20 protein-coding genes and 1 pseudogene are annotated in these 20,371 nt (G+C 68.9%); 12 read left to right on the top strand and 9 right to left on the bottom strand.

The genetic code is table 11. The features are described 5' to 3' along the window. Positions 1-14 precede the first annotated feature (14 nt). Complete coding sequence (locus WS78_RS05200; RefSeq protein ID WP_059584587.1) at positions 15-1,400, bottom strand: sigma-54 dependent transcriptional regulator; 1,386 nt, start codon at positions 1,398-1,400, stop codon at positions 15-17. Positions 1,401-2,059: 659 nt separating this feature from the next. On the opposite strand from WS78_RS05200, the gene WS78_RS05185 reads away from it, so the two are divergent. From WS78_RS05185 to WS78_RS05160, 4 genes and pseudogenes are all read left to right on the top strand, one after another. Beyond that, positions 2,060-2,296 (top strand): hypothetical protein, encoded by a 237-nt coding sequence (locus WS78_RS05185; protein ID WP_226377209.1) that lies wholly within the window; start codon positions 2,060-2,062, stop codon positions 2,294-2,296. 63 nt (positions 2,297-2,359) lie between these two features. After that, positions 2,360-3,061 carry a hypothetical protein gene (locus WS78_RS35565; RefSeq protein ID WP_157131146.1) on the top strand — a complete coding sequence of 234 codons (702 nt, stop codon included), beginning with the start codon at positions 2,360-2,362 and terminating at the stop codon, positions 3,059-3,061. Between the two features lie 863 nt (positions 3,062-3,924). Beyond that, positions 3,925-5,551: pseudogene (locus tag WS78_RS05170) on the top strand (sigma 54-interacting transcriptional regulator); the annotation flags it as partial. 220 nt (positions 5,552-5,771) lie between these two features. Next, a complete protein-coding gene (locus tag WS78_RS05160) occupies positions 5,772-6,275 on the top strand; it encodes a dihydrofolate reductase (RefSeq protein WP_059584576.1) in 504 nt (167 codons plus the stop codon). Positions 6,276-6,398: 123 nt separating this feature from the next. Here WS78_RS05160 and pmbA read toward each other — a convergent pair whose 3' ends face one another. Beyond that, on the bottom strand, positions 6,399-7,769 hold the full coding sequence (gene pmbA / locus WS78_RS05155; RefSeq protein ID WP_059584574.1) for a metalloprotease PmbA: 1,371 nt from the start codon (positions 7,767-7,769) through the stop codon (positions 6,399-6,401). A 157-nt stretch (positions 7,770-7,926) separates the two neighbouring features. Here pmbA and yjgA point away from each other — a divergent pair, with 157 nt between their 5' ends. Together yjgA and mog are read left to right on the top strand one after the other, a co-directional pair. Further along, the gene (gene yjgA, locus WS78_RS05145; RefSeq protein ID WP_272482185.1) at positions 7,927-8,541 is read left to right on the top strand and encodes a ribosome biogenesis factor YjgA; all 615 of its coding nucleotides are present in this window, start codon (positions 7,927-7,929) and stop codon (positions 8,539-8,541) included. After that, positions 8,516-9,142: a molybdopterin adenylyltransferase gene (mog, locus tag WS78_RS05140; RefSeq protein ID WP_081989424.1), complete on the top strand. Its 627-nt coding sequence runs from the start codon at positions 8,516-8,518 to the stop codon at positions 9,140-9,142. The genes yjgA and mog overlap by 26 nt, the downstream gene beginning before the upstream one ends. A gap of 326 nt (positions 9,143-9,468) precedes the next feature. Here the strand turns inward: mog and orn are convergent, their stop codons facing one another. After that, positions 9,469-10,074, bottom strand: a complete 606-nt coding sequence (gene orn, locus WS78_RS05135; protein WP_059584572.1) for an oligoribonuclease — start codon at positions 10,072-10,074, stop codon at positions 9,469-9,471. Positions 10,075-10,189: 115 nt separating this feature from the next. On the opposite strand from orn, the gene WS78_RS05130 reads away from it, so the two are divergent. The 3 genes from WS78_RS05130 (at position 10,190) to WS78_RS05120 (ending at position 12,770) form a co-directional block, all read left to right on the top strand. Further along, positions 10,190-11,449: a M48 family metallopeptidase gene (locus tag WS78_RS05130; protein WP_038745544.1), complete on the top strand. Its 1,260-nt coding sequence runs from the start codon at positions 10,190-10,192 to the stop codon at positions 11,447-11,449. Beyond that, positions 11,446-12,390 carry a ribosome small subunit-dependent GTPase A gene (gene rsgA / locus WS78_RS05125; protein WP_038745546.1) on the top strand — a complete coding sequence of 315 codons (945 nt, stop codon included), beginning with the start codon at positions 11,446-11,448 and terminating at the stop codon, positions 12,388-12,390. The genes WS78_RS05130 and rsgA overlap by 4 nt, the downstream gene beginning before the upstream one ends. 62 nt (positions 12,391-12,452) lie before the next feature. Beyond that, positions 12,453-12,770: a putative signal transducing protein gene (locus WS78_RS05120; protein WP_038745548.1), complete on the top strand. Its 318-nt coding sequence runs from the start codon at positions 12,453-12,455 to the stop codon at positions 12,768-12,770. Between the two features lie 157 nt (positions 12,771-12,927). Here WS78_RS05120 and WS78_RS05115 read toward each other — a convergent pair whose 3' ends face one another. Then, positions 12,928-13,866 carry a CobD/CbiB family protein gene (locus WS78_RS05115; RefSeq protein WP_038745550.1) on the bottom strand — a complete coding sequence of 313 codons (939 nt, stop codon included), beginning with the start codon at positions 13,864-13,866 and terminating at the stop codon, positions 12,928-12,930. A gap of 100 nt (positions 13,867-13,966) precedes the next feature. Beyond that, entirely contained in the window at positions 13,967-14,650 is a 684-nt protein-coding gene (locus WS78_RS05110; RefSeq protein ID WP_038745552.1) for a CoA pyrophosphatase, read from the bottom strand. A gap of 566 nt (positions 14,651-15,216) precedes the next feature. Here WS78_RS05110 and WS78_RS05105 point away from each other — a divergent pair. Next, on the top strand, positions 15,217-15,810 hold the full coding sequence (locus WS78_RS05105) for a GNAT family N-acetyltransferase (RefSeq protein WP_038745554.1): 594 nt from the start codon (positions 15,217-15,219) through the stop codon (positions 15,808-15,810). Between the two features lie 279 nt (positions 15,811-16,089). On the opposite strand, the gene rplS is transcribed toward WS78_RS05105, so the two are convergent. The 4 genes from rplS to rpsP all read right to left on the bottom strand — a co-directional run bounded on the left by rplS (position 16,090) and on the right by rpsP (position 18,400). Further along, entirely contained in the window at positions 16,090-16,479 is a 390-nt protein-coding gene (gene rplS / locus WS78_RS05095; RefSeq protein ID WP_038745556.1) for a 50S ribosomal protein L19, read from the bottom strand. Between the two features lie 138 nt (positions 16,480-16,617). Further along, positions 16,618-17,412, bottom strand: a complete 795-nt coding sequence (gene trmD / locus WS78_RS05090) for a tRNA (guanosine(37)-N1)-methyltransferase TrmD (RefSeq protein WP_059584570.1) — start codon at positions 17,410-17,412, stop codon at positions 16,618-16,620. 1 nt (position 17,413) lies between these two features. Continuing rightward, entirely contained in the window at positions 17,414-18,103 is a 690-nt protein-coding gene (rimM, locus tag WS78_RS05085; RefSeq protein ID WP_038745560.1) for a ribosome maturation factor RimM, read from the bottom strand. A 42-nt stretch (positions 18,104-18,145) separates the two neighbouring features. Continuing rightward, positions 18,146-18,400 (bottom strand): 30S ribosomal protein S16, encoded by a 255-nt coding sequence (rpsP, locus tag WS78_RS05080; protein WP_004189402.1) that lies wholly within the window; start codon positions 18,398-18,400, stop codon positions 18,146-18,148. A gap of 166 nt (positions 18,401-18,566) precedes the next feature. Between rpsP and WS78_RS05075 the strand changes: the two genes are divergently transcribed. Next, entirely contained in the window at positions 18,567-19,736 is a 1,170-nt protein-coding gene (locus tag WS78_RS05075) for a PQQ-dependent sugar dehydrogenase (protein ID WP_059584568.1), read from the top strand. 113 nt (positions 19,737-19,849) lie between these two features. After that, entirely contained in the window at positions 19,850-20,317 is a 468-nt protein-coding gene (locus WS78_RS05070; RefSeq protein WP_038745564.1) for an NINE protein, read from the top strand. Positions 20,318-20,371 lie beyond the last annotated feature (54 nt).

The following is a 20,371-nucleotide window of genomic DNA, read 5'->3' as shown; positions in this document are numbered from 1 at the left end:
TAGCAAGGGCCGCGTCAGCAGGCCCGACGCAGGTCCTCTTCGCGCTTCGCGCGCGTGCTGCCGTCGTCGCGCATCCCGTACGCACAGAGCAGACGGTAGAGCGTCACGCGCGACACGCCGAGCTCGCGCGCGGCGTCCGCGAGCCGGCCGCGATGCCGCAGCAGCGCGACTTCGATCGCGTGCCGCTCCGCGCTTTCGCGCGCCTCCTCGAGCGACATCGGCACGACTTCCGCGTAGTTCGACAGCTCGAGATCCGCCGCGCTGATCATCCGCCCTTCCGACATCACGATCGCGCGCCGCACCCGGTTGATCAGCTCGCGCACGTTGCCCGGCCACGCGTAGTTGTGAAGCGCGGCGATCGCGTCGGGCGTGAAGCCGCGCAACCGCCGGTGCGCGTCGCCCTTGAAACGCTCGAGCATGTGCCGGGCGAGGATCTCGATGTCCTTGCCGCGCGCGCGCAACGGCGGCTCTTCGAGCTTCAGCACGCATAGCCGGTGATACAGGTCCTCGCGAAAGCGGCCGTTGCGCAATGCGACCTGCATGTCGACGTGCGTCGCCGAGATGATCCGCACGTCGACCGGAATCGACGTGTGCCCGCCGACGCGCTCGACCTTGTGCTCCTGCAGGAAGCGCAAGAGGCTCGCCTGGCTCTCGAACGGCAGATCGCCGATTTCGTCGAGGAACAGCGTGCCGCCGTTCGCGGCTTCGATGCGGCCGATCTTGCGCTGATTCGCGCCGGTGAACGCGCCGCGCTCGTAGCCGAACAGCTCGGCCTGCAACAGCGTCGGCGGAATCGCGCCGCAATTGATCGCGACGAACGGCGCGCTCACGCGCGACGAACGCTCGTGAATCGCGACCGCCGTGAGCTCCTTGCCCGTCCCCGATTCACCGGAGATGAACACGGGCGCGTCGGTCGCGGCCACCTTGCGGATCATCTTGAAGAGCGCGAGCATCGCGTCGCAGGTGCCGACCATCTCGCCTTCGTTGCGCACCGTCGCGGCGGCGGGCGCGAGCCCTTCCGACAGCGTGACCATCCCGTACGCGTGGCCGACCGATTCGACGATGCGCTCGCATTCGTAAGGCACCGTCACGTAGTCGAAACAGTAATCGCGCACGAGCCGGCGCACCGCGTCGTCTTCCATCTGCCCCCGCCTCGTCGTCGCGATCCATCCCACGTTCGGCGTCTTCAAGCTGGCTTCGAGCTCGCGCAATTCGGCGGCCCCGACGCCGCAAGAAAAATCGAGCAAGCCGCCCGCGATCACGTCGCGCGCGGCGGAGCGCCGCATCTCGCGCGGCGAATCGACGACGTCGACCTGCCATCCGTGCTGATCGAAACAGCGCCGCAGATCCGCATCCGGACGATGGGAATAGTAGATGAGATGCCTTGCCGCAACATCCATGACGCCACCCAGTCAATCGAATTGCGTCGCGCCGCCTGGCACAGGCGCGCGACGGAACCGAGCCGGAACCCGCGAGAGGAGCTCGGCTCGTCATTTTTCACAACACTGGAACTGCGTTTCCCCGTAGATCGGCGCTTGGCTCGAAAAAGAGCGGTGGTCACGGCCGCCCGTTTCTCGACTCTATGTTGTTTCAGCGTACTGACAAGCGTGCGACAAAGCAAATGAATTAAATCAACTCTTTTCAGCATGGACTGCATTAAAACGGCATTGCATTCTTCTGCTTAAACTCCGAAAGACTGTGTTTATCAATTCGCTTAATTCGTTGCACGCTTGAATAGAAGATTAGATTAACCCGTCAATTTTTGAATCAGCGGTATTCCCAAGTGCCCGTTTCAGACCTGAAACGTTTTGCGCGCGATCGAGCGCGCCCCGATTCGTCCGCGCATTCGCGCAGCCCGCCCGGTCAACGGATTGCGCGCGATGGCATGCATTTCGCTGGATCACCGGCAAACCGGAGAGACGCCATGCGAATTGCGGCCTGTCTTGCCTATCGACCTCATTGCACCGCCACTGTGCTCGCCGCGTGGTTTGCCGTGTTGTCCCCTTTCGTCGCAACCGCGCACGAAAACGAAACAAATCGAATCACCGATGCGCAGCCCATGCACGTCGCCTCGGCCGAATGGACCGAACGCATCGCGCGCGTCGACGCCGGCGCGTTCGCGCGACCGCGCGAGCGCACGGCGACACCGGTTCCCGTCGCGACGCCGGCACCGCTCGTCGGCGGCGGCGCAGCCGTGACGCTATGGGACGAGATCGGCCCGCCGACGCCGCTGCCCGTGCCGGCCGACGCACAGCGCACGGTCAGCAGCGACGGCACGCGCGATACGAGGCAATGACGCATTCGAATGCAAAGGGCGAGCCCGCCGCGACAAAACAACGCAACGCGAACAGGAGACGAGATGACCGCAATGCCCGACGCTTCGCACCCGTCGTCGCGCCGCACGCTGTCCGCCGTGCGGATCGGTTTCAGCGACGCGAACGTGCGCGCCGAGCCGATGGGCGCGGTTCCGCGCGGCGCGGCGCGCGAGCACGCGGTCGAATCGCGCGCGGCGAATCGCCGACGCGCGTCGCGCATTCGCGACGATCGCGACCGTCTCGGCGCGCCGGCCGTGCATGCCTGCATGCGGCGCGCGAACGCGGCCGCCGCGCGCCGCACGCGCGTTTGGCCTCACTCCGATTCGAAGCATTCGCACATTTCCATCCGGCTCGCTCGGCTTCGCGCATCGCATGCGCCGACGAGCGCCGGATGCATCGCATTGTCGAACCCGTCAGGTTCGCCGCCCGCGCTTCGTCGCGCGGGCGCCGCAGGCCTTCAGCGCCGCAGCGTCACGATCCTCACGCTGAGCGCGGAAGTGGAGACCGCCCCGGATAGCGCGCTATCCGAGGCGGCCTCGAAACACGGAAATCTGGGACAGCCGTCGGGGGGGCATGACATGCAGCGTGCATTGCGCCACGGCGACGCGCTCGCACATCTCATCGGAATCGTCCAGGTCGTCCAGATAGCCGAAGCCGTTCATGCAACGGCAAACGTTTTGGTGCTCCGTCCCCCGGCGGGCACTCTTTTTGACAACGGAATTCCTAGACGTCGGAGCGCAGGATGACGACGCGCCCACGCTTTGCAGCGGCGAAGCCTGCAACGGCCGCCGGTTTCGCGCCCGCCTCGGCGCTTCGCCCGACTTCAGACAACGCACGCGGCGTCGCGCCGCGCAACGCCGTGCCGCGCGGATGCGCGCGCGTCGATCGCGCCGACGCCGCCGCGACAAGCGGGCGCGATCAGCGGATCGCAATGACATCGAGCGTGGCCCGCGACGCGCGCCGCCGACGCGATTCGCATCGGGCCGCGTGCGCATCGGCGCTTGTGCGCGCACCGGCCGCGGCATGCATGCCGCGGCGGTCGCGCCGGACGCACGACGCCGGCAACGCCGGCGACACTGACGACGCCGGCGACGCGGCGGCGCGTCGCGCCGGCGCACACGTTTTTCCGGCGCGGCGAGCGAACCGGCTCGCCGCGTCGAGCACACGTCGCGGCGCGGCGCGTGCGATCGGCATCATCGAATCGAAGACCGCCGGCAATGCCGGCGACAGGCAAGACAACCATTCGTCGTCGCCGCGCTGACGCGCAGCCGTCGACGGCTCTTACCGGGGAGTGTGCGTCGCGCCGCCGAACATGCGGCGCGTCGCGCAACGGGGGGACCGACATGGCCGGGGAAACCGCGCCGACGCTCGTTCGGCCAGCCGCCGCATTCGCGCGCCGCGCGCCGTGCGCGCGCGTCCTCGATCGCGGCGTCGCCGCTCGGCCGGACACGGTCGGCGGCGCCGCGCGGCCGCGTCGTCCGACTTCACGCACCCGGCACGCGCGCGCCGTCCGTGCATCGCGCGACGCGCGTCGCGCGCATCGCCGCGCTTCCGACCTGAACGAATGCTCGACGAATACGCATGCGCCGCGCCCGAGCCGAGCGCCGGCCAAACGGCGTCGCCCCCTTCGCCGCTCGCCCGCCTCGATCGCGGCGCCGGCGCGCTCGCCGCGACGCATGCGGCGAACGCGACGCCCGCACCGGACATCGCGCGCCGCTCTCGGCGCGCACATCCGCGACACGTTCTGAACAACATCCATGCAGAGGTGCATCGTGCAAGACTCCCGCTCCTCCTCCGGTTGCACGCCGCCCGGTCACGCCGCGCATCCGTGCGTCCCGCCGGCCGACACGGCCGCGCGCCAGCTCGTCTACCTGTCGCGCACGCCCGACACGGTGCTCGTCGAGCATCTGCGCGCGCGACACTGGAACGTGCACGTCGCACGCTCGGCGAACGAAGCGGCGCGGCGCGTGAAGCCGGACGAGCCGCAGGCGGGAATCGCCGATCTCGACGGCTTCGCGCCGCGCGAGCTGCCGACGCTCGAATCGGTGCTGCGACAACAGCAAGTCGGCTGGATCGCGCTCGCGGGCGACACCCGCCTCAACGATCCCGACGTGCGCCGGCTGATTCGCCAATACTGCTTCGACTACATGCAAGGCCCGCCGCCGCACGAGACGATCGATTACCTCGTCGGCCATGCATACGGCATGGTCGCGCTGTGCGACCTCGATATCGCGGCGGGCGCCGCGCAGGCGACGGGCGACGAGATGGTCGGCGCGTGCGACGCGATGCAACAGCTGTTCCGGATGATCCGCAAGGTCGCCGCCACCGACGCGACCGTGTTCATCTCCGGCGAATCAGGCACCGGCAAGGAGCTGACCGCGCTCGCGATCCACGAGCGCTCGGAACACCGCAAGGCGCCGTTCGTCGCGATCAACTGCGGCGCGATTCCGAATCACCTGCTGCAGTCGGAACTGTTCGGCTACGAGCGCGGTGCGTTCACGGGCGCGAGCCAGCGCAAGATCGGCCGCGTCGAGGCGGCCGACGGCGGCACGCTGTTCCTCGACGAGATCGGCGACATGCCGCTCGAAAGCCAGGCGAGCATGCTGCGCTTCCTTCAGGAAGGCAGGATCGAGCGCCTCGGCGGGCACGATTCGATTCCCGTCGACGTGCGGATCATCTCGGCGACGCACGTCGATCTCGAGGCGGCGATGCGCAACGGCCGCTTTCGCGAGGACCTGTATCACCGGCTATGCGTGCTGAAGCTCGAAGAGCCGCCGTTGCGCGCGCGCGGCAAGGACATCGAGATCCTCGCGCATCACATCCTGCATCGCTTCAGAAGCGACGGCGCGCGCAGGATTCACGGCTTCACGTCGTGCGCGGTCGAGGCGATGTACAACTACCAGTGGCCCGGCAACGTGCGCGAGTTGATCAACCGAATCCGGCGCGCGATCGTGATGTCCGACAGCCGCCAGTTGTCGGCCGCCGATCTCGATCTCGCGCCGTTCGCGACGCGCCAGGCGACGACGCTCGCCGAGGCGCGCGAGCGCGCCGAGCGCCGCACGATCGAGGCGTCGCTGCTGCGGCATCGCAACCGCCTGACCGAGGCGGCGGCGGAGCTCGGCGTGTCGCGCGCGACGCTGTATCGGCTGATGGTGTCGCACGGCCTGCGCGACTTGTCGTGGGGAACGCATCGACCGGGCGCGAGCGCCCCGGACGACGAGGCCGACCACGCGTGACGCGCGCGCGGCATGCGGCGCGCGGAACGCGGAACGCGGAACGCGAAGCGTCCGCCGCCGGGCACGCCGCGACGCGAATCACGCACCCGTCGCCTTTCGAGCCGGCGCGACGCGCGAACGCCGCCCGTGCGGCGGCGCCGAACGAAGCCGAAGCGCCGCGCGGCGGCCGACGCGCGATCCGGTAGAATCGTGCCCTTCCGGCATCTCTACTGTTCCCGTCATGACGACGCTGACCCTGATCGTCGCACGCGCCCGCAACGGCGTGATCGGCCGCGACAACCAACTTCCGTGGAAACTCCCCGAGGATCTCGCGTTCTTCAAGCGCACGACGATGGGCGCGCCGATCGTCATGGGCCGCAAGACGCACGAGTCGATCGGCCGGCCGCTGCCCGGCCGCCGCAACATCGTCGTCACGCGCGACGCCGCGCGTCGCTTCGACGGCTGCGACACGGTCACGTCGCTCGGCGACGCGCTCGCGCTCGCCGAGCGCGACGGCGCGGCCGAGGCGTTCCTGATCGGCGGCGCGCAGCTTTACGCGGAGGGCCTGCGCCACGCGGACAAGCTGATCGTCACCGAGATCGACGAGGACTTCGAAGGCGACGCGTCGTTCCCCGCGCCCGATCCCGCGCATTGGGAAGAGGTGTCGCGCGATGCGCATCGCGCGGCGCAGCCGAACGAGTTCGCGTACGCGTTCGTCGTCTACCATCGCAGGCGCGCCGGCTGACGAACGCCGGACGGCGCATGATCCCGCGCCCGCCTGCCCGACGGCATAACGTCCGACGACAAAAAAAGCGCCGCTTCCCGCGGCGCTTCTTGCTTTTGCGCGCGATCGAACCGATCGCGGCGCTCACTGCCCGGCGATCGTCATCTGTTCGATCAGCACCGAGCCCGTTTCCTTCGTGCCGCGCACGATCGAATCCGCGCCGATCGCGACGATGTGGCGGAACATCTCCTGCAGCGTGCTCGCAACCGTGATTTCCTCGACCGGATACTGGATCACGCCGTTCTCGACCCAGAAGCCCGCCGCGCCGCGCGAATAGTCGCCCGTCACATAGTTGACGCCCTGCCCCATCAGTTCGGTCAGCAGCAGGCCCGTGCCGAGCTTCTTGAGCATCGCGTCGAAATCGTCGGCCGGCTTCGTCTGCGCGCTCCTCAGCGCGATGTTGTGCGAGCCGCCCGCGTTGCCCGTCGTCTGCGTGCCGAGCTTGCGCGCCGAATACGTCGACAGGAAATAGCCCTCGACCACGCCGTCCTTCACGACGCTGCGCGCGCGCGTGCGCACGCCTTCCTCGTCGAACGGCGCGCTGCCCATCGCGCGCGGCACGTGCGGGTCCTCGACGATCTGCACGTGCGGCGCGAACACTTCCTTGCCGAGGCTGTCGACGAGGAACGACGTCTTCCGATACAGCGCGCCGCCGCTCACCGCCTGCACGAACGCGCCGAGCAGGCCCGCCGCGAGCGGCGCCTCGAACAGCACGGGCACCTTGCGCGTGTCGAGCCGGCGCGCGCCCATCCGCGCGAGCGCACGCTCGGCCGCATAGCGGCCGACCGACTCGGGCGACGCGAGCTCGTCCGCGCGGCGCTTCGACGTGTACCAGTCGTCGCGCTGCATGTGGCGGCCGCTGCCCGCGATCGGCGCGCACGCGACGTAGTGGCGCGAGTACGGATAGCCGGCGAGGAAGCCGCGCGTCGTCGCGAGCACGAACTGCGAGTGCTGCGCGGACACGCTCGCGCCTTCCGAATTGCGGATCTGCGGGCTGACCGCGAAAGCGGCGTCCTCCGCGCGGCGCGCGATGTCGACCGCTTCGTCGGCCGAGATGCACCACGGATGGTAGAGGTCGAGATCGCGCGGATCGGTTTCGAGCAGCTCGGCTTCGGCAAGCCCGGCCGCGTCGTCCTCGGCCGTGAAGCGCGCGATGTTGTACGCGGCCGCGACCGTGTCCTTCAGCGCGGCGGGCGAGAAATCGGACGTGCTCGCGTTGCCGCGCTTCTTGCCGATGAAGACGGTCACGCCGACCGTCTTGTCGCGGTTGTGCTCGATCGTCTCGACTTCGCCGCGCCGCACCGACACCGACAGGCCGTCGCCTTCGGAGATCTCGGTCGCGGCGTCGGTCGCGCCGAGCGCCTTCGCGTGCCGGAGGATGTCCGTCGCGATTTCTTTCAGTTCGTCCTGCGTGTGCGGGAAATAGTGCGCCTGGGCGTCGAGGTTTGCAGCCATCGTCGTGATATCCGGTGGCGGGCGGGTCGCCCGCGTGTTTCGAAATGTGCGTATCCCGCGATCATAGCAAGGTCCGGCGCCGGCGACGCGAGTCGGCGAACGCAGCGCGCTGCGGCGATGCGCGGCGTGCGGTGCGCGCCGCGATACAATGCCGCCCATGACACGCAAAACCCGCATCCAACCGATCGAGCACGCCGGCGAGGACGCCGACCACGGCTACGATCGCCCGAGCAAATCCCAACTGAAGCGCGACATGCACGCGCTGCAGGAACTGGGCTCCGCCCTCGTCGAGCTGCCGAAGGACGCGCTAAAGCGCATGCCGATGCCGGAAGATCTCGCCGACGCCGTGCGCGAGGCGCGCCGCATCACCGATCACGAGGGCAAGCGCCGCCAGGTTCAGTACGTCGGGCGCGTGATGCGCTCGCTCACCGCCGACGAGACGGCCGCGCTGCGCACGGCGCTCGACACGCAGCGCGGCGTGAACAAGGCCGAGACGGCGCGCCTGCACTGGATCGAACGCACCCGCGAGCAACTGCTCGCGAGCGACGACGCGCTGACCGCGTTCATCCGCGAGCATCCGGCCGCCGACGTGCAGGAAGGCCGCACGCTGATCCGCAACGCGCGCAAGGAAGTGCAGCAAGGCAGGCCGCCGCGCTACTTCCGCGAGCTGTTCCAGTGGATCAAGACGGCGAGCGGCTCGGCGGGCGACGCGCACGACTCGCCCGAGCACTCCTCCCCTTCCGACGATGAAGACGACGACGACCAAGCGTAACCATCCCGACGAACTCGTGATCGGCCTCGTGTCGATCAGCGACCGCGCGAGCAGCGGCGTCTACGAGGACAAGGGCATCCCGGCGCTCGCCGAGTGGCTCGCGGCCGCGCTCGCGTCGCCGTGGCGCGCCGAAACGCGGCTCATCCAGGACGACGCGCCGACGATCTCGGCGACGCTCATCGAGCTCGTCGACACACTCGGCTGCGACCTCGTGCTGACGACGGGCGGCACGGGCCCGGCGCGCCGCGACGTGACGCCCGAGGCGACGCTCGCGGTCGCGACGAAGGAGATGCCGGGCTTCGGCGAGCAGATGCGGCAGATCAGCCTGAATTTCGTGCCGACCGCGATCCTGTCGCGGCAGGTCGCGGTGATCCGCGAGACCGCGGACCACGCGGCGCTGATCGTGAACCTGCCCGGCCAGCCGAAGTCGATCAAGGAAACGCTCGAAGGGCTGCGCGGCGACGACGGCAAGGTCGCGGTGCCGGGTATTTTCGCTGCGGTGCCGTATTGCATCGACCTGATCGGCGGCCCTTACGCGCAGACGAATCCGGCCGTATGCGCGGCGTTCCGGCCGAAGAGCGCGGTGCGCGCGCCGAAGTGACGGCGGCCGTTGGCGGCGTGGCCGCGCAGCTCGCCAAGGCAGCCGATTCCGTGATAGGCGCCTCCGCGGCAGACAGCCTTCCGGAAGACGCCCCCGCCGCGGGCGGTCGAGGCACATTCGACGCACGCGGGCCGCGAGGCCCGTCCGACGTGCCGGCCGCGCACACGGCGGCCTTCGTGGAGCACGCGGCGCGGCGCAACGCGGCGACATGCGGCGCGGGCGCCGCGTCGTACGCCGGCTGCGGGCCGCTCGGCGCGGCGCGCGAGCGCGCCGGCACGCGCCGCGCACGGGCACCGCGCCGGATCGCGCGCGCCGCCCCGCTCCGCTTAAGCGGTCTCGCCCGCCGGCGCGGCCGGGATCAGGAAGTGCTCGCGATAGTACTTGAGCTCGTCGATCGACTCGTGGATGTCGGCGAGCGCGGTATGCATCGCGCGCTTCTGGAAGCCCTTGTAGATCGCGGGCTGCCAGCGCCGACACAGCTCCTTGAGCGTGCTGACGTCGAGATTGCGGTAATGAAAGAAACGCTCGAGCTCCGGCATCCAGCGCGCCATGAAACGGCGGTCCTGGCAGATCGAGTTGCCGCACATCGGCGACTTGCCGGGCGGCACGTGCTGGCCGAGAAACGCCGCGATCTGCGCGGCGGCGTCCGCCTCGGTGACGCGCGACGCCCGCACGCGGTCGATGAGGCCGGAGCGGCCGTGCGTGTTCTTGTTCCAGTCGTCCATCTTCGCGAGCGTCTCGTCGCTCTGATGGATCGCGAGCACCGGCCCTTCGAGCGCGACGTCGAGGGTCGAATTGGTGACGACGACGGCGATCTCGATGATGCGGTCGGTGTCCGGGTTCAGGCCCGTCATTTCCATGTCGAGCCACACGAGGTTCAATTCGTTGCGAACGAGCGCGGGCTGGCCGGCCGCGGCGGAGATATCGGTCATGTGCAATCCTGGGAAATGGGCGGACGGCGCGCGCCGCCGGGCGGGCCGGCAAACGACGAGCGGGCCGGGTCCGCAAGAACATATAATTCTCGCATAGATACCACCAGCGCCTTCGATGTCCGCCTATACCTTCACCCTGCTCTTCGCCGTCGCGGTCGTCGCGATGACGGGCACCAAGCTGTGGCTCGCGTCGCGGCAGATCCGCTTCGTCGCCTCGCATCGCGCCCGCGTGCCCGCGCAATTCCGCGAAACGATCCCGCTTTCCGCGCATCAGCGCGCCGCCGACTACACGATCGAGCGCACCCGGCTCACGATGTTCGAGATCGTCGTGGGCTCGGCCGTGCTCGTCGGCCTCACGCTCCTCGGCGGCGTCGGCGCGCTCGATTCGCTGCTCTCCGGCTGGCTCGGGCGCGGCTACGGCCAGCAGGTCGCGCTCGTCGCCGCGGTGCTCGTGATCTCGGGCGCGGTCGACCTGCCGTTCGAGTACTACCGCCAGTTCGGCATCGAAGAGCGCTTCGGCTTCAACCGGATGACCAAGCGCCTGTTCTTCGCCGATCTCGCGAAGAACGCGCTTCTCGGCGCGGCGCTCGGGCTGCCGCTCCTCTTCGTCGTGCTGTGGCTGATGAACCAGGCGGGCGCGCTCTGGTGGCTGTGGACGTGGGCGGTGTGGGTCGGCTTCCAGATGCTCGTCCTCGTGCTCTACCCGAGCTTCATCGCGCCGCTCTTCAACAAGTTCGAGCCGCTGTCCGACGACGCGCTGCGCACGCGCATCGAAGGGCTGATGAAGCGCTGCGGCTTCGCGGCGAAGGGCCTCTTCGTGATGGACGGCAGCCGCCGCTCCGCGCACGGCAACGCGTACTTCACGGGTTTCGGCGCGTCGAAGCGGATCGTGTTCTTCGATACTTTGCTCGCCCGCCTGACGGGCAACGAGATCGAAGCGGTGCTCGCGCACGAGCTCGGCCATTTCAAACGCCGCCACGTGATGAAGCGCATGCTCTGGACGTTCGCGCTCAGCCTCGCGCTCCTCGCGCTGCTCGGCTGGCTCGCGCAGCGCGCGTGGTTCTACACGGGCCTCGGCGTGATGCCGTCGCTCGCCGGCAGCAACGCGGGCGTCGCGCTCGTGCTGTTCTTCCTGTCGATGCCGGTGTTCCTGTTCTTCGTCACGCCGCTCGGCAGCCTGAGCTCGCGCAAGCACGAGTTCGAAGCCGACGCGTTCGCCGCGAGCCAGACCGACGCGCGCGACCTCGTCAACGCGCTCGTGAAGCTCTACGAAGACAACGCATCGACGCTCACGCCCGACCCCGTCTACACCGCGTTCTATTACTCGCACCCGCCCGCGTCGCAACGGATCGACCGGCTGCTCCAGCACTCATGAAGCACGCGCCGACCAAGCAGCCGGCCAAGGCCGCCGCGCGCGGCGGCGAGCGCGTCGAAGGGCGCGTGATCGCCGCGCACGGCCGCCACTACATCGTCGCGCCCGCCGACGGCGGCCCGATGCTGCAGTGCTTTCCGCGCGGCAAGAAAAGCGACGTCGCGGTCGGCGACCGCGTCGTCTACGAACGGACGTCGGCCGATCAGGGCGTGATCGTCGAGATCGGCGAGCGGCGCAACCTGCTCTACCGCTCCGACCAGTTCAAGTCCAAGCTCTTCGCGGCGAATCTCGATCAGTTGCTGATCGTGCTCGCGACCGAGCCGTATTTCAGCGAAGACCTGCTCGGCCGCGCGCTGATCGCCGCCGAGGCGAACGCGCTGAAGCCCGTCGTGGTGCTGAACAAGATCGACGTCGAGGCCGCGCTGCCGGCCGCGCGCGAGCGTCTCGCGTCATACCGCGCGCTCGGCTACGACGTGCTCGAGCTGTCGATCAAGGGCGCGCCCGACGACGCGCGCGCGCAGCTCGCGCCGCGTCTCGCCGGCCATTCGACGATCCTGCTCGGCCAGTCGGGGATGGGCAAATCGACGCTCGTGAACCTGCTCGTGCCCGACGCCGAGGCGGCGACGCGCGAGATCTCCGCGGCGCTCAACAGCGGCCGCCACACGACGACGTTCACGCGCCTCTATCCGCTGCCGGAAGGCGGCGCGCTGATCGATTCTCCCGGCTTCCAGGAGTTCGGCCTCTATCATCTGACGGAAGGCCGCCTCGAGCGCGCGTTCCCGGAGTTCCGGCCGCTGTTGCCGCATTGCCGTTTCTATAATTGTCATCATCTGCACGAGCCGGGCTGCGCGATCCTGGAAGCCGTCGCCGGCGGCAGGATCGCGGCCTCGCGCCACGCGCTGTACGCGCAGCTCGTGCACGAGGCGAGCCAGATCGTCCGCTAGCCCGGCGGCCCGGCGGCCCACGCGCCGCCGCCGCCCGTTCGTCACGCACGGAGGAGACGCCGATGCGCTTCAAGGCCCCCGACCTCGCCACCGCCCAGCACTGGGCGAACGTGCTCGACGTCGCAGGCGTCGGCTGCGAGCTGCACAACTGTTACGCCAGCGGCGCGCTCGGCGGCCTGCCGATGGACGCGTGCCTGCCGGAAATCTGGCTCGACGACGAGCGCGACGAGGCGCTCGCGCGGCGGCTGATCGAGGCGGCATCGGCCGGGCCGCCCGCCGGCGCGGCGCCGTGGCGCTGCGCGCGCTGCGGCGAGACGCTCGATGCACAGTTCACCGCGTGCTGGCATTGCGGCGCGGGCCGCGACCCGCGCGACGGCTGACCGCACCGCGTGCCGGCTCGCCCCGCAGGCCCGACGCCGCACCAATAACGTGCGCGCCCCGCTCGACACGGCACGAGGCGCAAAAAAGCCGGCTCGAAGCCGGCTTTTTCGTTGGCTGTCGCGGTCGGGGCGAAGCACGCGCAACGCCCCCGCCGCATCACGACACCCAGACGGCGATCGTCAGCATCAACAGAAGCAGCATCCACAGGATCACCGCGCGCCACACGAGGCCGACGGCCGACTGCAGCGTGCGCGGCGTGCAGTCGTCGCCGACCGTCACCGGCCCGTTGTCCCCCGCCGCGAGCGCATCGATGCTCGACTGCTCGGCGAGCGGGCCCGCGAGCCGCGCGCCGAGCGCGCCGCTGCCGGCCGCGAGCAGCACGCCGTCGTTCGAGTCGGGCCACTGGCGCGTGTGATTGCGCCATGCGTAGATCGCATCCTCGAAGTTGCCGACGATCGCGAAGCCGAGCGCCGTCAGGCGCGCCGGCACCCAGTCGATCACGAAGAACGCGCGCTGCGCGAACGTCGAGAACGCCGCGGTGCGGTCGTCCGCCGGCGCCGACCAGCTGCGCGACAGATATTCGGCGATCCGGTACAGCACCGCGCCCGCCGGGCCGACCGGCAGCACGAACCAGAAGAACACGCCGAACACGTGCCGATGCGACGCGACGACCGCGTGGATCAGCGTATGGCGGACGATCTCGCTGACCGGCATGTCGACCGTGTCGATGCCCGTCCACTCGCGCAGGATGTCGCGCGCGCGCGGCACGTCGTCGTTGTTGAGCGCGAGGTGGATGTCGGTGAAGTAATGGCTGAACTGCCGGAAGCCGAGCGTGAAGTACACGACGACGACGTTCCAGAGGAACGCGAGCACGAAGCTCACCTTGTACAGCAGGAAATAGACGAGCCCGACGGCAAGCACCCAGGGCAGCACGACGACGAGCCAGGCGAGCACGCCATGCTTCCTTTTGCCGGCGTCGAAGCCGTGCGCAGCCGATTCCGCATGAGACTGAAACAGCGCGAAGACCGGATTGCTCGGCGACAGCGCGCGGACCTGTTCGATGATGAGGGCAAGGAGAACCGAGAAGAAAGTCATGCGAAGGGCCGTGCCGTTCTGGGTGATTGATTTTTCGCGTAAAGATAGCACAGCGGGCGCGCCGGATGGCTGCGGCGTGCGTCGACTGTGGCGCCGGCCGCTAGGCCGCGAGGAAGCGGTACAGGTTGCGCAGCATGCCGGCCGTCGCGCCCCAGATGAAATACTGGCCGCCGACCGGCCCGCGCGGATACGGCATCGCGAAGAAGCGCCGCTCGCCGCCCTCCCAGCGGAACACCCTCACCTGGTGGTGCGCGGGGTCCATCAGGAAATCGAGCGGCACTTCGAAAATCTCGGCAACTTCGAGCGTGTCCGCCTGCACCGTGAACGGCGGATGCACGAGCGCGACGACAGGCGTCACGCAAAAACCCGTGCCCGTCAGATAGTCGGGCAGCGCGCCCAGCAATTCGACGCGCTCGCGCGCGAGCGCGATTTCCTCGCGCGCCTCGCGCAGCGCGGTGGCGTTCGCGTCGCGGTCGTCGGGCTCGCGGCGCCCGCCCGGGAAACTGATCTGGCCGGCGTGGTCGTTCAGGTGGTCCGCGCGCTGCGTGAGCAGCACGGTCAGGCCACGCTCACGCACGACGAGCGGCACGAGCACCGCCGCGCTGCGCGGATCGACGCCGTCGGCGAGCTGCACCTCGACGGGCTCCTGCGTCCATTCGGGCGGCTGCTCGAAACGGCTGCGCAAGCCGGCCGGCGTGAGCAACGGCGGCGGGACGGCCGGCAGACCGGCGCCGGTCGTCTCGATCGGCAGCACTTCGGGGTCGATGATGGGGCGACGGATCAAGGGGACGCTCTTCTCGGAATGGATATGACCATATTGTCGCGCCGGAAAGAAAAAAACGCCCATCGCGGCGGATCGTCGGGCGGCACTGCCGTCGGCAACCGGCAAATCGGCGGCGCGTGCGTCGATGCGTGGCTCATTATATGGTGCCGCAGCGATGCCGTCCGCGGCGCACCGATCGACGGCATGCAAGTTGGCCCGATTCGCGCTACATCCACGAACCGCCTGACGCGCCCGCGATCGAACGAATATCCGGCACGAACCGGCGCCGCCGTTTGTGCATCCCGCGGAACCGGCAACTTGCATGCGAGCGCCATCCGCGCGGCCCGGGATTCGGACCGCTCGGGCAACCGTCGTCGCACCCGGGCCTTCGAGAGCCGGGGCGATTCGGCCCCGCGCCGGGCAAACCCGGACGAGCGGAAAACCGGCCCGACAGCCGCTTCGCCCGCCCGGCAACAAGCCCGACAGCAAGCCCGACCATCGGCAAACCGAGCGCCGACGAACCAGCATGAACCCCGGCGCGCCTCGCTGTCACGCCCCACCCGCCCATATCACGATGCCCCCGCGACATGACGAACGCCTACGCACTCCACTCGATTCGCTACAACGACGCGCCCGACGCGCTTCGACGCCAGTTCGCCCTGCTCCACCAACGCGTCGACCCCGACGATGCATTTGCCCCCGGCGAAACGACTCCGGTGATCCACGATCCTCGCCTCGACGCGATGTCGTTCTACGTATCGACGCCGGCGAACCATGAAGTCGTCGGCTACTCGGCCGTCGTGCGCAAGACGATCTCGCACGCGGGCGAGCGCTTCTCGATCGGCGGGCTCAGCTGGGTGGCGACCGATCCCGCGCACCGGCGCGCGGGCCTCGGCACGCGCACGGTCGCGGCGGCGACGCAGTGGCTGCAAGCGAGCGGCATCGACATCGGCGTGTTCACGTGCGATCCGCCGCTCGCGCGCTTCTATGCGCGCGCCGGGCGCTGGCCGGTCGCCGCGCGCGTGACGCTGATCGGCAGCCGCGCGCAGGGCGCGCTGCGCAGCGACACGCTGAACAAGGTCGTGCTGATGCGGCTCTTTTCCGCGAAGGCGCGGGCCGCCGAAGCGGAACTGAGCCGTGCGACGATCGATCTCGACCTGCCCCTCGGCCAGTTCCTGTGAGCGAGCCACCGCGCGCCGGCCTTGCCGGCGCTCCGCTGGCACGAGCAGCACGCGTGCAGGCCGATGCTCGCCGTTTCAAGGCAGTGCGTCGAGCCGCCGATCGGTTTCACCCGAATGCGCAATCGCGCGACCGCGGTCGAATGCAAAAAGCCGCGGCAGCGCCGCGGCTCTCGACACGCTGCGAAAAAAAAGCGCCGTGCGGGAGCTTCCCGCACGGCGCTTTTCCGCACCTGACGAAACGCGCGCCGATCGACATCCGGCGCACGTTCCCGAGCGCGCTTACTGTTGCGCAGCAGCGGCGCGATCCTTCGACACCAGCTTTTCCTTGATTCGAGCCGACTTGCCCGAACGCTCGCGCAGGTAGTACAGCTTCGCGCGACGCACGTCGCCGCGACGCTTCACGACGATGCTCGCCAGCAGCGGCGAGTACGTCTGGAACGTACGCTCGACGCCTTCGCCCGACGAGATCTTGCGGACGATGAACGACGAGTTGAGGCCACGGTTGCGCTTCGCGATCACGACGCCTTCGTAAGCCTGAACGCGCTTGCGGTTACCTTCCACCACGTTCACGTTCACGATCACCGTGTCGCCCGGGGCGAATGCGGGGATCGTCTTGCCTGCGAGCGCGCGCTCGATCTCTTCCTGCTCAAGTTTTGCGATCAGATTCATCACTGACTCCTAAAGCCATCTTGTCGGCGTTTGCGCCCGCCTGCACCCAGGCTCGGCCCCGATAGAGGATGGATTCACATCTGGCGCCGCGCACGCATGCACGGCACCGCCATATTCGCGAGCGAAAGCGCCGCCGCCTCAGGAGGCCTGCTTCGCTTCTTTCGCGAGACTTGCAAGCCACGCCTCGTCGGCCCGGCTCAGCAACTTTTCGCGACGCGCCCGCGCGATCAGATCGGGACGCTTCGCAAGGGTGTTTCTCAACGCTTCCTGCCTACGCCAGCGTTCGATCTCGGCATGATGTCCGCCGAGCAGCACGTCCGGCACGCGCACGCCCTCGTATTCCTCGGGGCGCGTGTAATGCGGGCAATCGAGCAGCCCGTCGGCGAAACTGTCCTGCACCGCCGATTGCGCATCGTTCAGCACGCCCGGCAGCAGGCGCACGACGGCGTCCATCAGCGCCATCGCAGGCAACTCGCCGCCCGACAGCACGAAGTCGCCGAGGCTCAGTTCCTCGTCGACGCAACGATCGATCAGGCGCTGGTCGATCGCCTCGTAACGGCCGCACAGCAGCACGACGCCCGGCTCCGCAGCCATCCGCGCGACGCGCTCGTGCGTGAGCGGCGCGCCCTGCGGCGACATCATCACGACACGCGACGTCGCGACGCCCTGCGCCGCCTGCTCGGCCTTAGCCGCGCCGATCGCCGCTTCCAGCGGCTTCGCGAGCATCACCATGCCGGGGCCGCCGCCATACGGGCGATCGTCGACGGTACGGTAATTGTCGGTCGTGAAATCGCGCGGATTCCACGTGCGCAGGCCGAACCGCCCCTGCTTCACCGCGCGGCTCGTGATGCCCCAGTCGGTCAACGCGCGAAACATCTCCGGAAAGAGCGTGACGACGTCGAACTGGATCGCGCTCTGCGTGGCTTCGTCCATTTCAGTAATCGGCTTCCCAGTCGACGACGATGCGCCCCGCCGCCTGCTCGACCGCCTTCACGTACGCGCCGACGAACGGAATCAGCCGCTCGCCGGTTTTCGGCCCGCCATCCTTGCCGGTTGCCGGATATTCGACGCGCATGATCGAATGCACGCCGTTGTCGATCATGTCGGCGACCTTGCCGAGCGCGACGCCCGCCTCGTTGACGACGTCGAGGCCGATCAGATCGACCCAGTAGAACTCGTCGGCGGCGAGCGCCGGGAAATCGCCGCGACGCACGAACACGCGAAAACCGCGCAGCGCGAGCGCCGCATCCCGATCGGCGGAGCCGGCCGGATGCGCGACGATCGCGTCGCCATGCAGCTTCGCCTGCGTGACGCGCGCGGATTTCCGCTCCGCGCCCTTTTGCAGCCACCAGTCGCGCGCGTTGAGGAGCGCGTCGCCGCCTCGCCCCGCACCGGCATGGGCCGCGAGCTTGACCCAGCCCTTGAGGCCGTACGCGTCGACCACCGCGCCGACCTCGACCGCATCGTCCGGCCACGACTGCGCCGCGTCGATGCGAATTGCTTCCGAATCAGCCGCGCCGCCGCTCGCCGCTTTCACGGGCGCGCGCTCGACCGGCTTGCGGACGAATACGCCGAACGACGGCGCTTGTCCGCGCTTTGCGCTACCGGAGTCGTGACCAGCCATCAACGAACCTCGCAGCCGGCACTTCCGGCACGCCGCGCCATGTTAGGCAGCCGGCTGCGCCTTTTGCGCTTGCTTCACGAGACGCTCGACGGTCGGCGACAGTTGCGCGCCAACGCCTTGCCAGTACGTCAGGCGGTCTTGAGCGATGCGCAGCGCTTCGCCCTTCGTCGCGACCGGGTTGTAGAAGCCGACGCGCTCGATGAAACGGCCGTCACGACGGTTGCGCGAATCGGTGGCGACGATGTTGTAGAACGGGCGCTTCTTCGAGCCGCCGCGAGCCAGACGGATGATGACCATATGAATTCCTTCGGGGAAACCGGGTTCGAAAACTACTGAAACGTGCGATTATAGCCCGAAATCGATGGCACAACAAACACTTACCCGGCAAAAAAACCCGGCTGCCGCCTCCGGAGACTTACAATTGCCCCGTCGCGCGCTTCGCGCTCGCCCGCCTTCGTCCGTCATGCGTCCTTCCACCGCCCTGTCGCGCATCGTTTCGTCAGACCTGCCGGCTTTGCTGCGCGCGGCGGCCGCCGCCTGTCTCGTTCTCGCCACAATCGCAGCCACAATCGCGGCCGCCGATGCGTCGGCCGCGCTGCCGATCGACGAACTGCGCGTGCCGCCCGGCTTCCGCGTCCAGGTGCTCGCCGACGACGTGCCCGCCGCGCGCGAAATGGCGTGGTCGCCGCGGGGCATCCTGTACGTCGGCAGCATGGAGGGGCGGGTGCACGCGCTCGTCGTGCGCGACGGCCATGTGCGCGAGCATCACGTGATCGCATCCGGGCTCGAGATGCCGGTCGGCGTCGCGTACCGCGACGGCGCGCTCTACGTGTCGGCCGTATCGCGAATTTTACGCCTCGACCGGATCGACGAGCGGCTCGCCGCGCCGCCGAAGCCCGTCGTGGTCACGAACGCGCTGCCGACCGAACGCCATCACGGCTGGAAATTCATCGCATTCGGGCCCGACGGCAAGCTCTACGTGCCGACGGGCGCGCCGTGCAACATCTGCGTCGCCGACCGCGACCGCTACGCGATGATCGGCCGGATGAATCCCGACGGCAGCGGCTACGAGGTCTATGCGCGCGGCGTGCGCAACACGGTCGGCTTCGCATGGCATCCGGCGACGCACGAGCTCTGGTTCACCGACAACGGCCGGGATCTGATGGGCGACGACCGCCCCGACGACAAGCTGAGCCGTGCGCCGCGCGCGGGCCTCGACTTCGGCTATCCGTTCTGCCACGGCGGCGACGTGCTCGATCCGCAGTTCGGCGGCGGCCACACGTGCGCGAGCTACGTGCCGCCTGTGCTCAAGCTGGGCGCGCATGTCGCCTCGCTCGGCATGCGCTTCTATACGGGCGACATGTTCCCGCCCGACTACCGGGGCAATATCTTCATTGCCGAGCACGGTTCGTGGAACCGCAGCCGCAAGGTCGGCTACCGGGTCATGCGAGTGATCGCCTCGCCCGACGGCCGGTCGGCGCGCCAGGAGGCCTTCGTCCAAGGGTGGCTCCGGCCCGACGAAAGCGTCTGGGGACGCCCCGCCGATGTGCTGCCGCTGCCGGACGGCTCGCTCCTCGTCAGCGACGACTACGCAGGCGCGATCTACCGGATCACCTACGATGCGACGCATTGACGCAACCATCGCGTGACCGTGCCGCGCCCCACATCGTAGAATGCGAGCCGACCGCCGCGCCCCGCCTCGCCTCGCCGGGGCGTCCACGAAGAAGACCTCTCTGCCTGCCCGACATGTCCAGCAGCACGACCACGCCGCCCCGCTTTCGCTCAAAGACGCTCACCGCACTGCTCGCCTTCCTGTTCGGCTCACTCGGCGCGCACCGTTTCTATCTATACGGCTGGAAAGACCTCGCGGGCTGGGCGCACGTGTTCGCGACGATCGTCGGCGTTCCCGGGTTCCTGCTGCTCGCGGCCTCGGGGCGCAGCGCCGCGCTCGGCTGGTGGCTCGTCATGCCCGGCGCGATTTCACTGCTCGCCGCCTTCCTCGCCGCGCTCGTCTACGGGCTGCGCGCCGACGACAAATGGGACGCGCAATTCAACGCCGCAACGGACCGCCGCAGCCGCTCCGGCTGGGGCGTCGTGTTCGTCGTCATCTTCTCGCTGCTGATCGGCGCGTTCCTGCTGATGACAGGGCTCGCGCTCGCGTTCCAGACGTACTTCGAATCGCAGGTCGAGGCGGCCAAGCAAATTTCGCAATGATGCGTGCGCAGGCGCGGCCGACGCGACACACATACCCCGCACGAATACCCCGCG

The sequence above is a fragment of the Burkholderia savannae genome (assembly GCF_001524445.2).
Lineage (GTDB): Bacteria > Pseudomonadota > Gammaproteobacteria > Burkholderiales > Burkholderiaceae > Burkholderia > Burkholderia savannae.
This window is presented reverse-complemented; position numbering and strand designations above follow the sequence as displayed.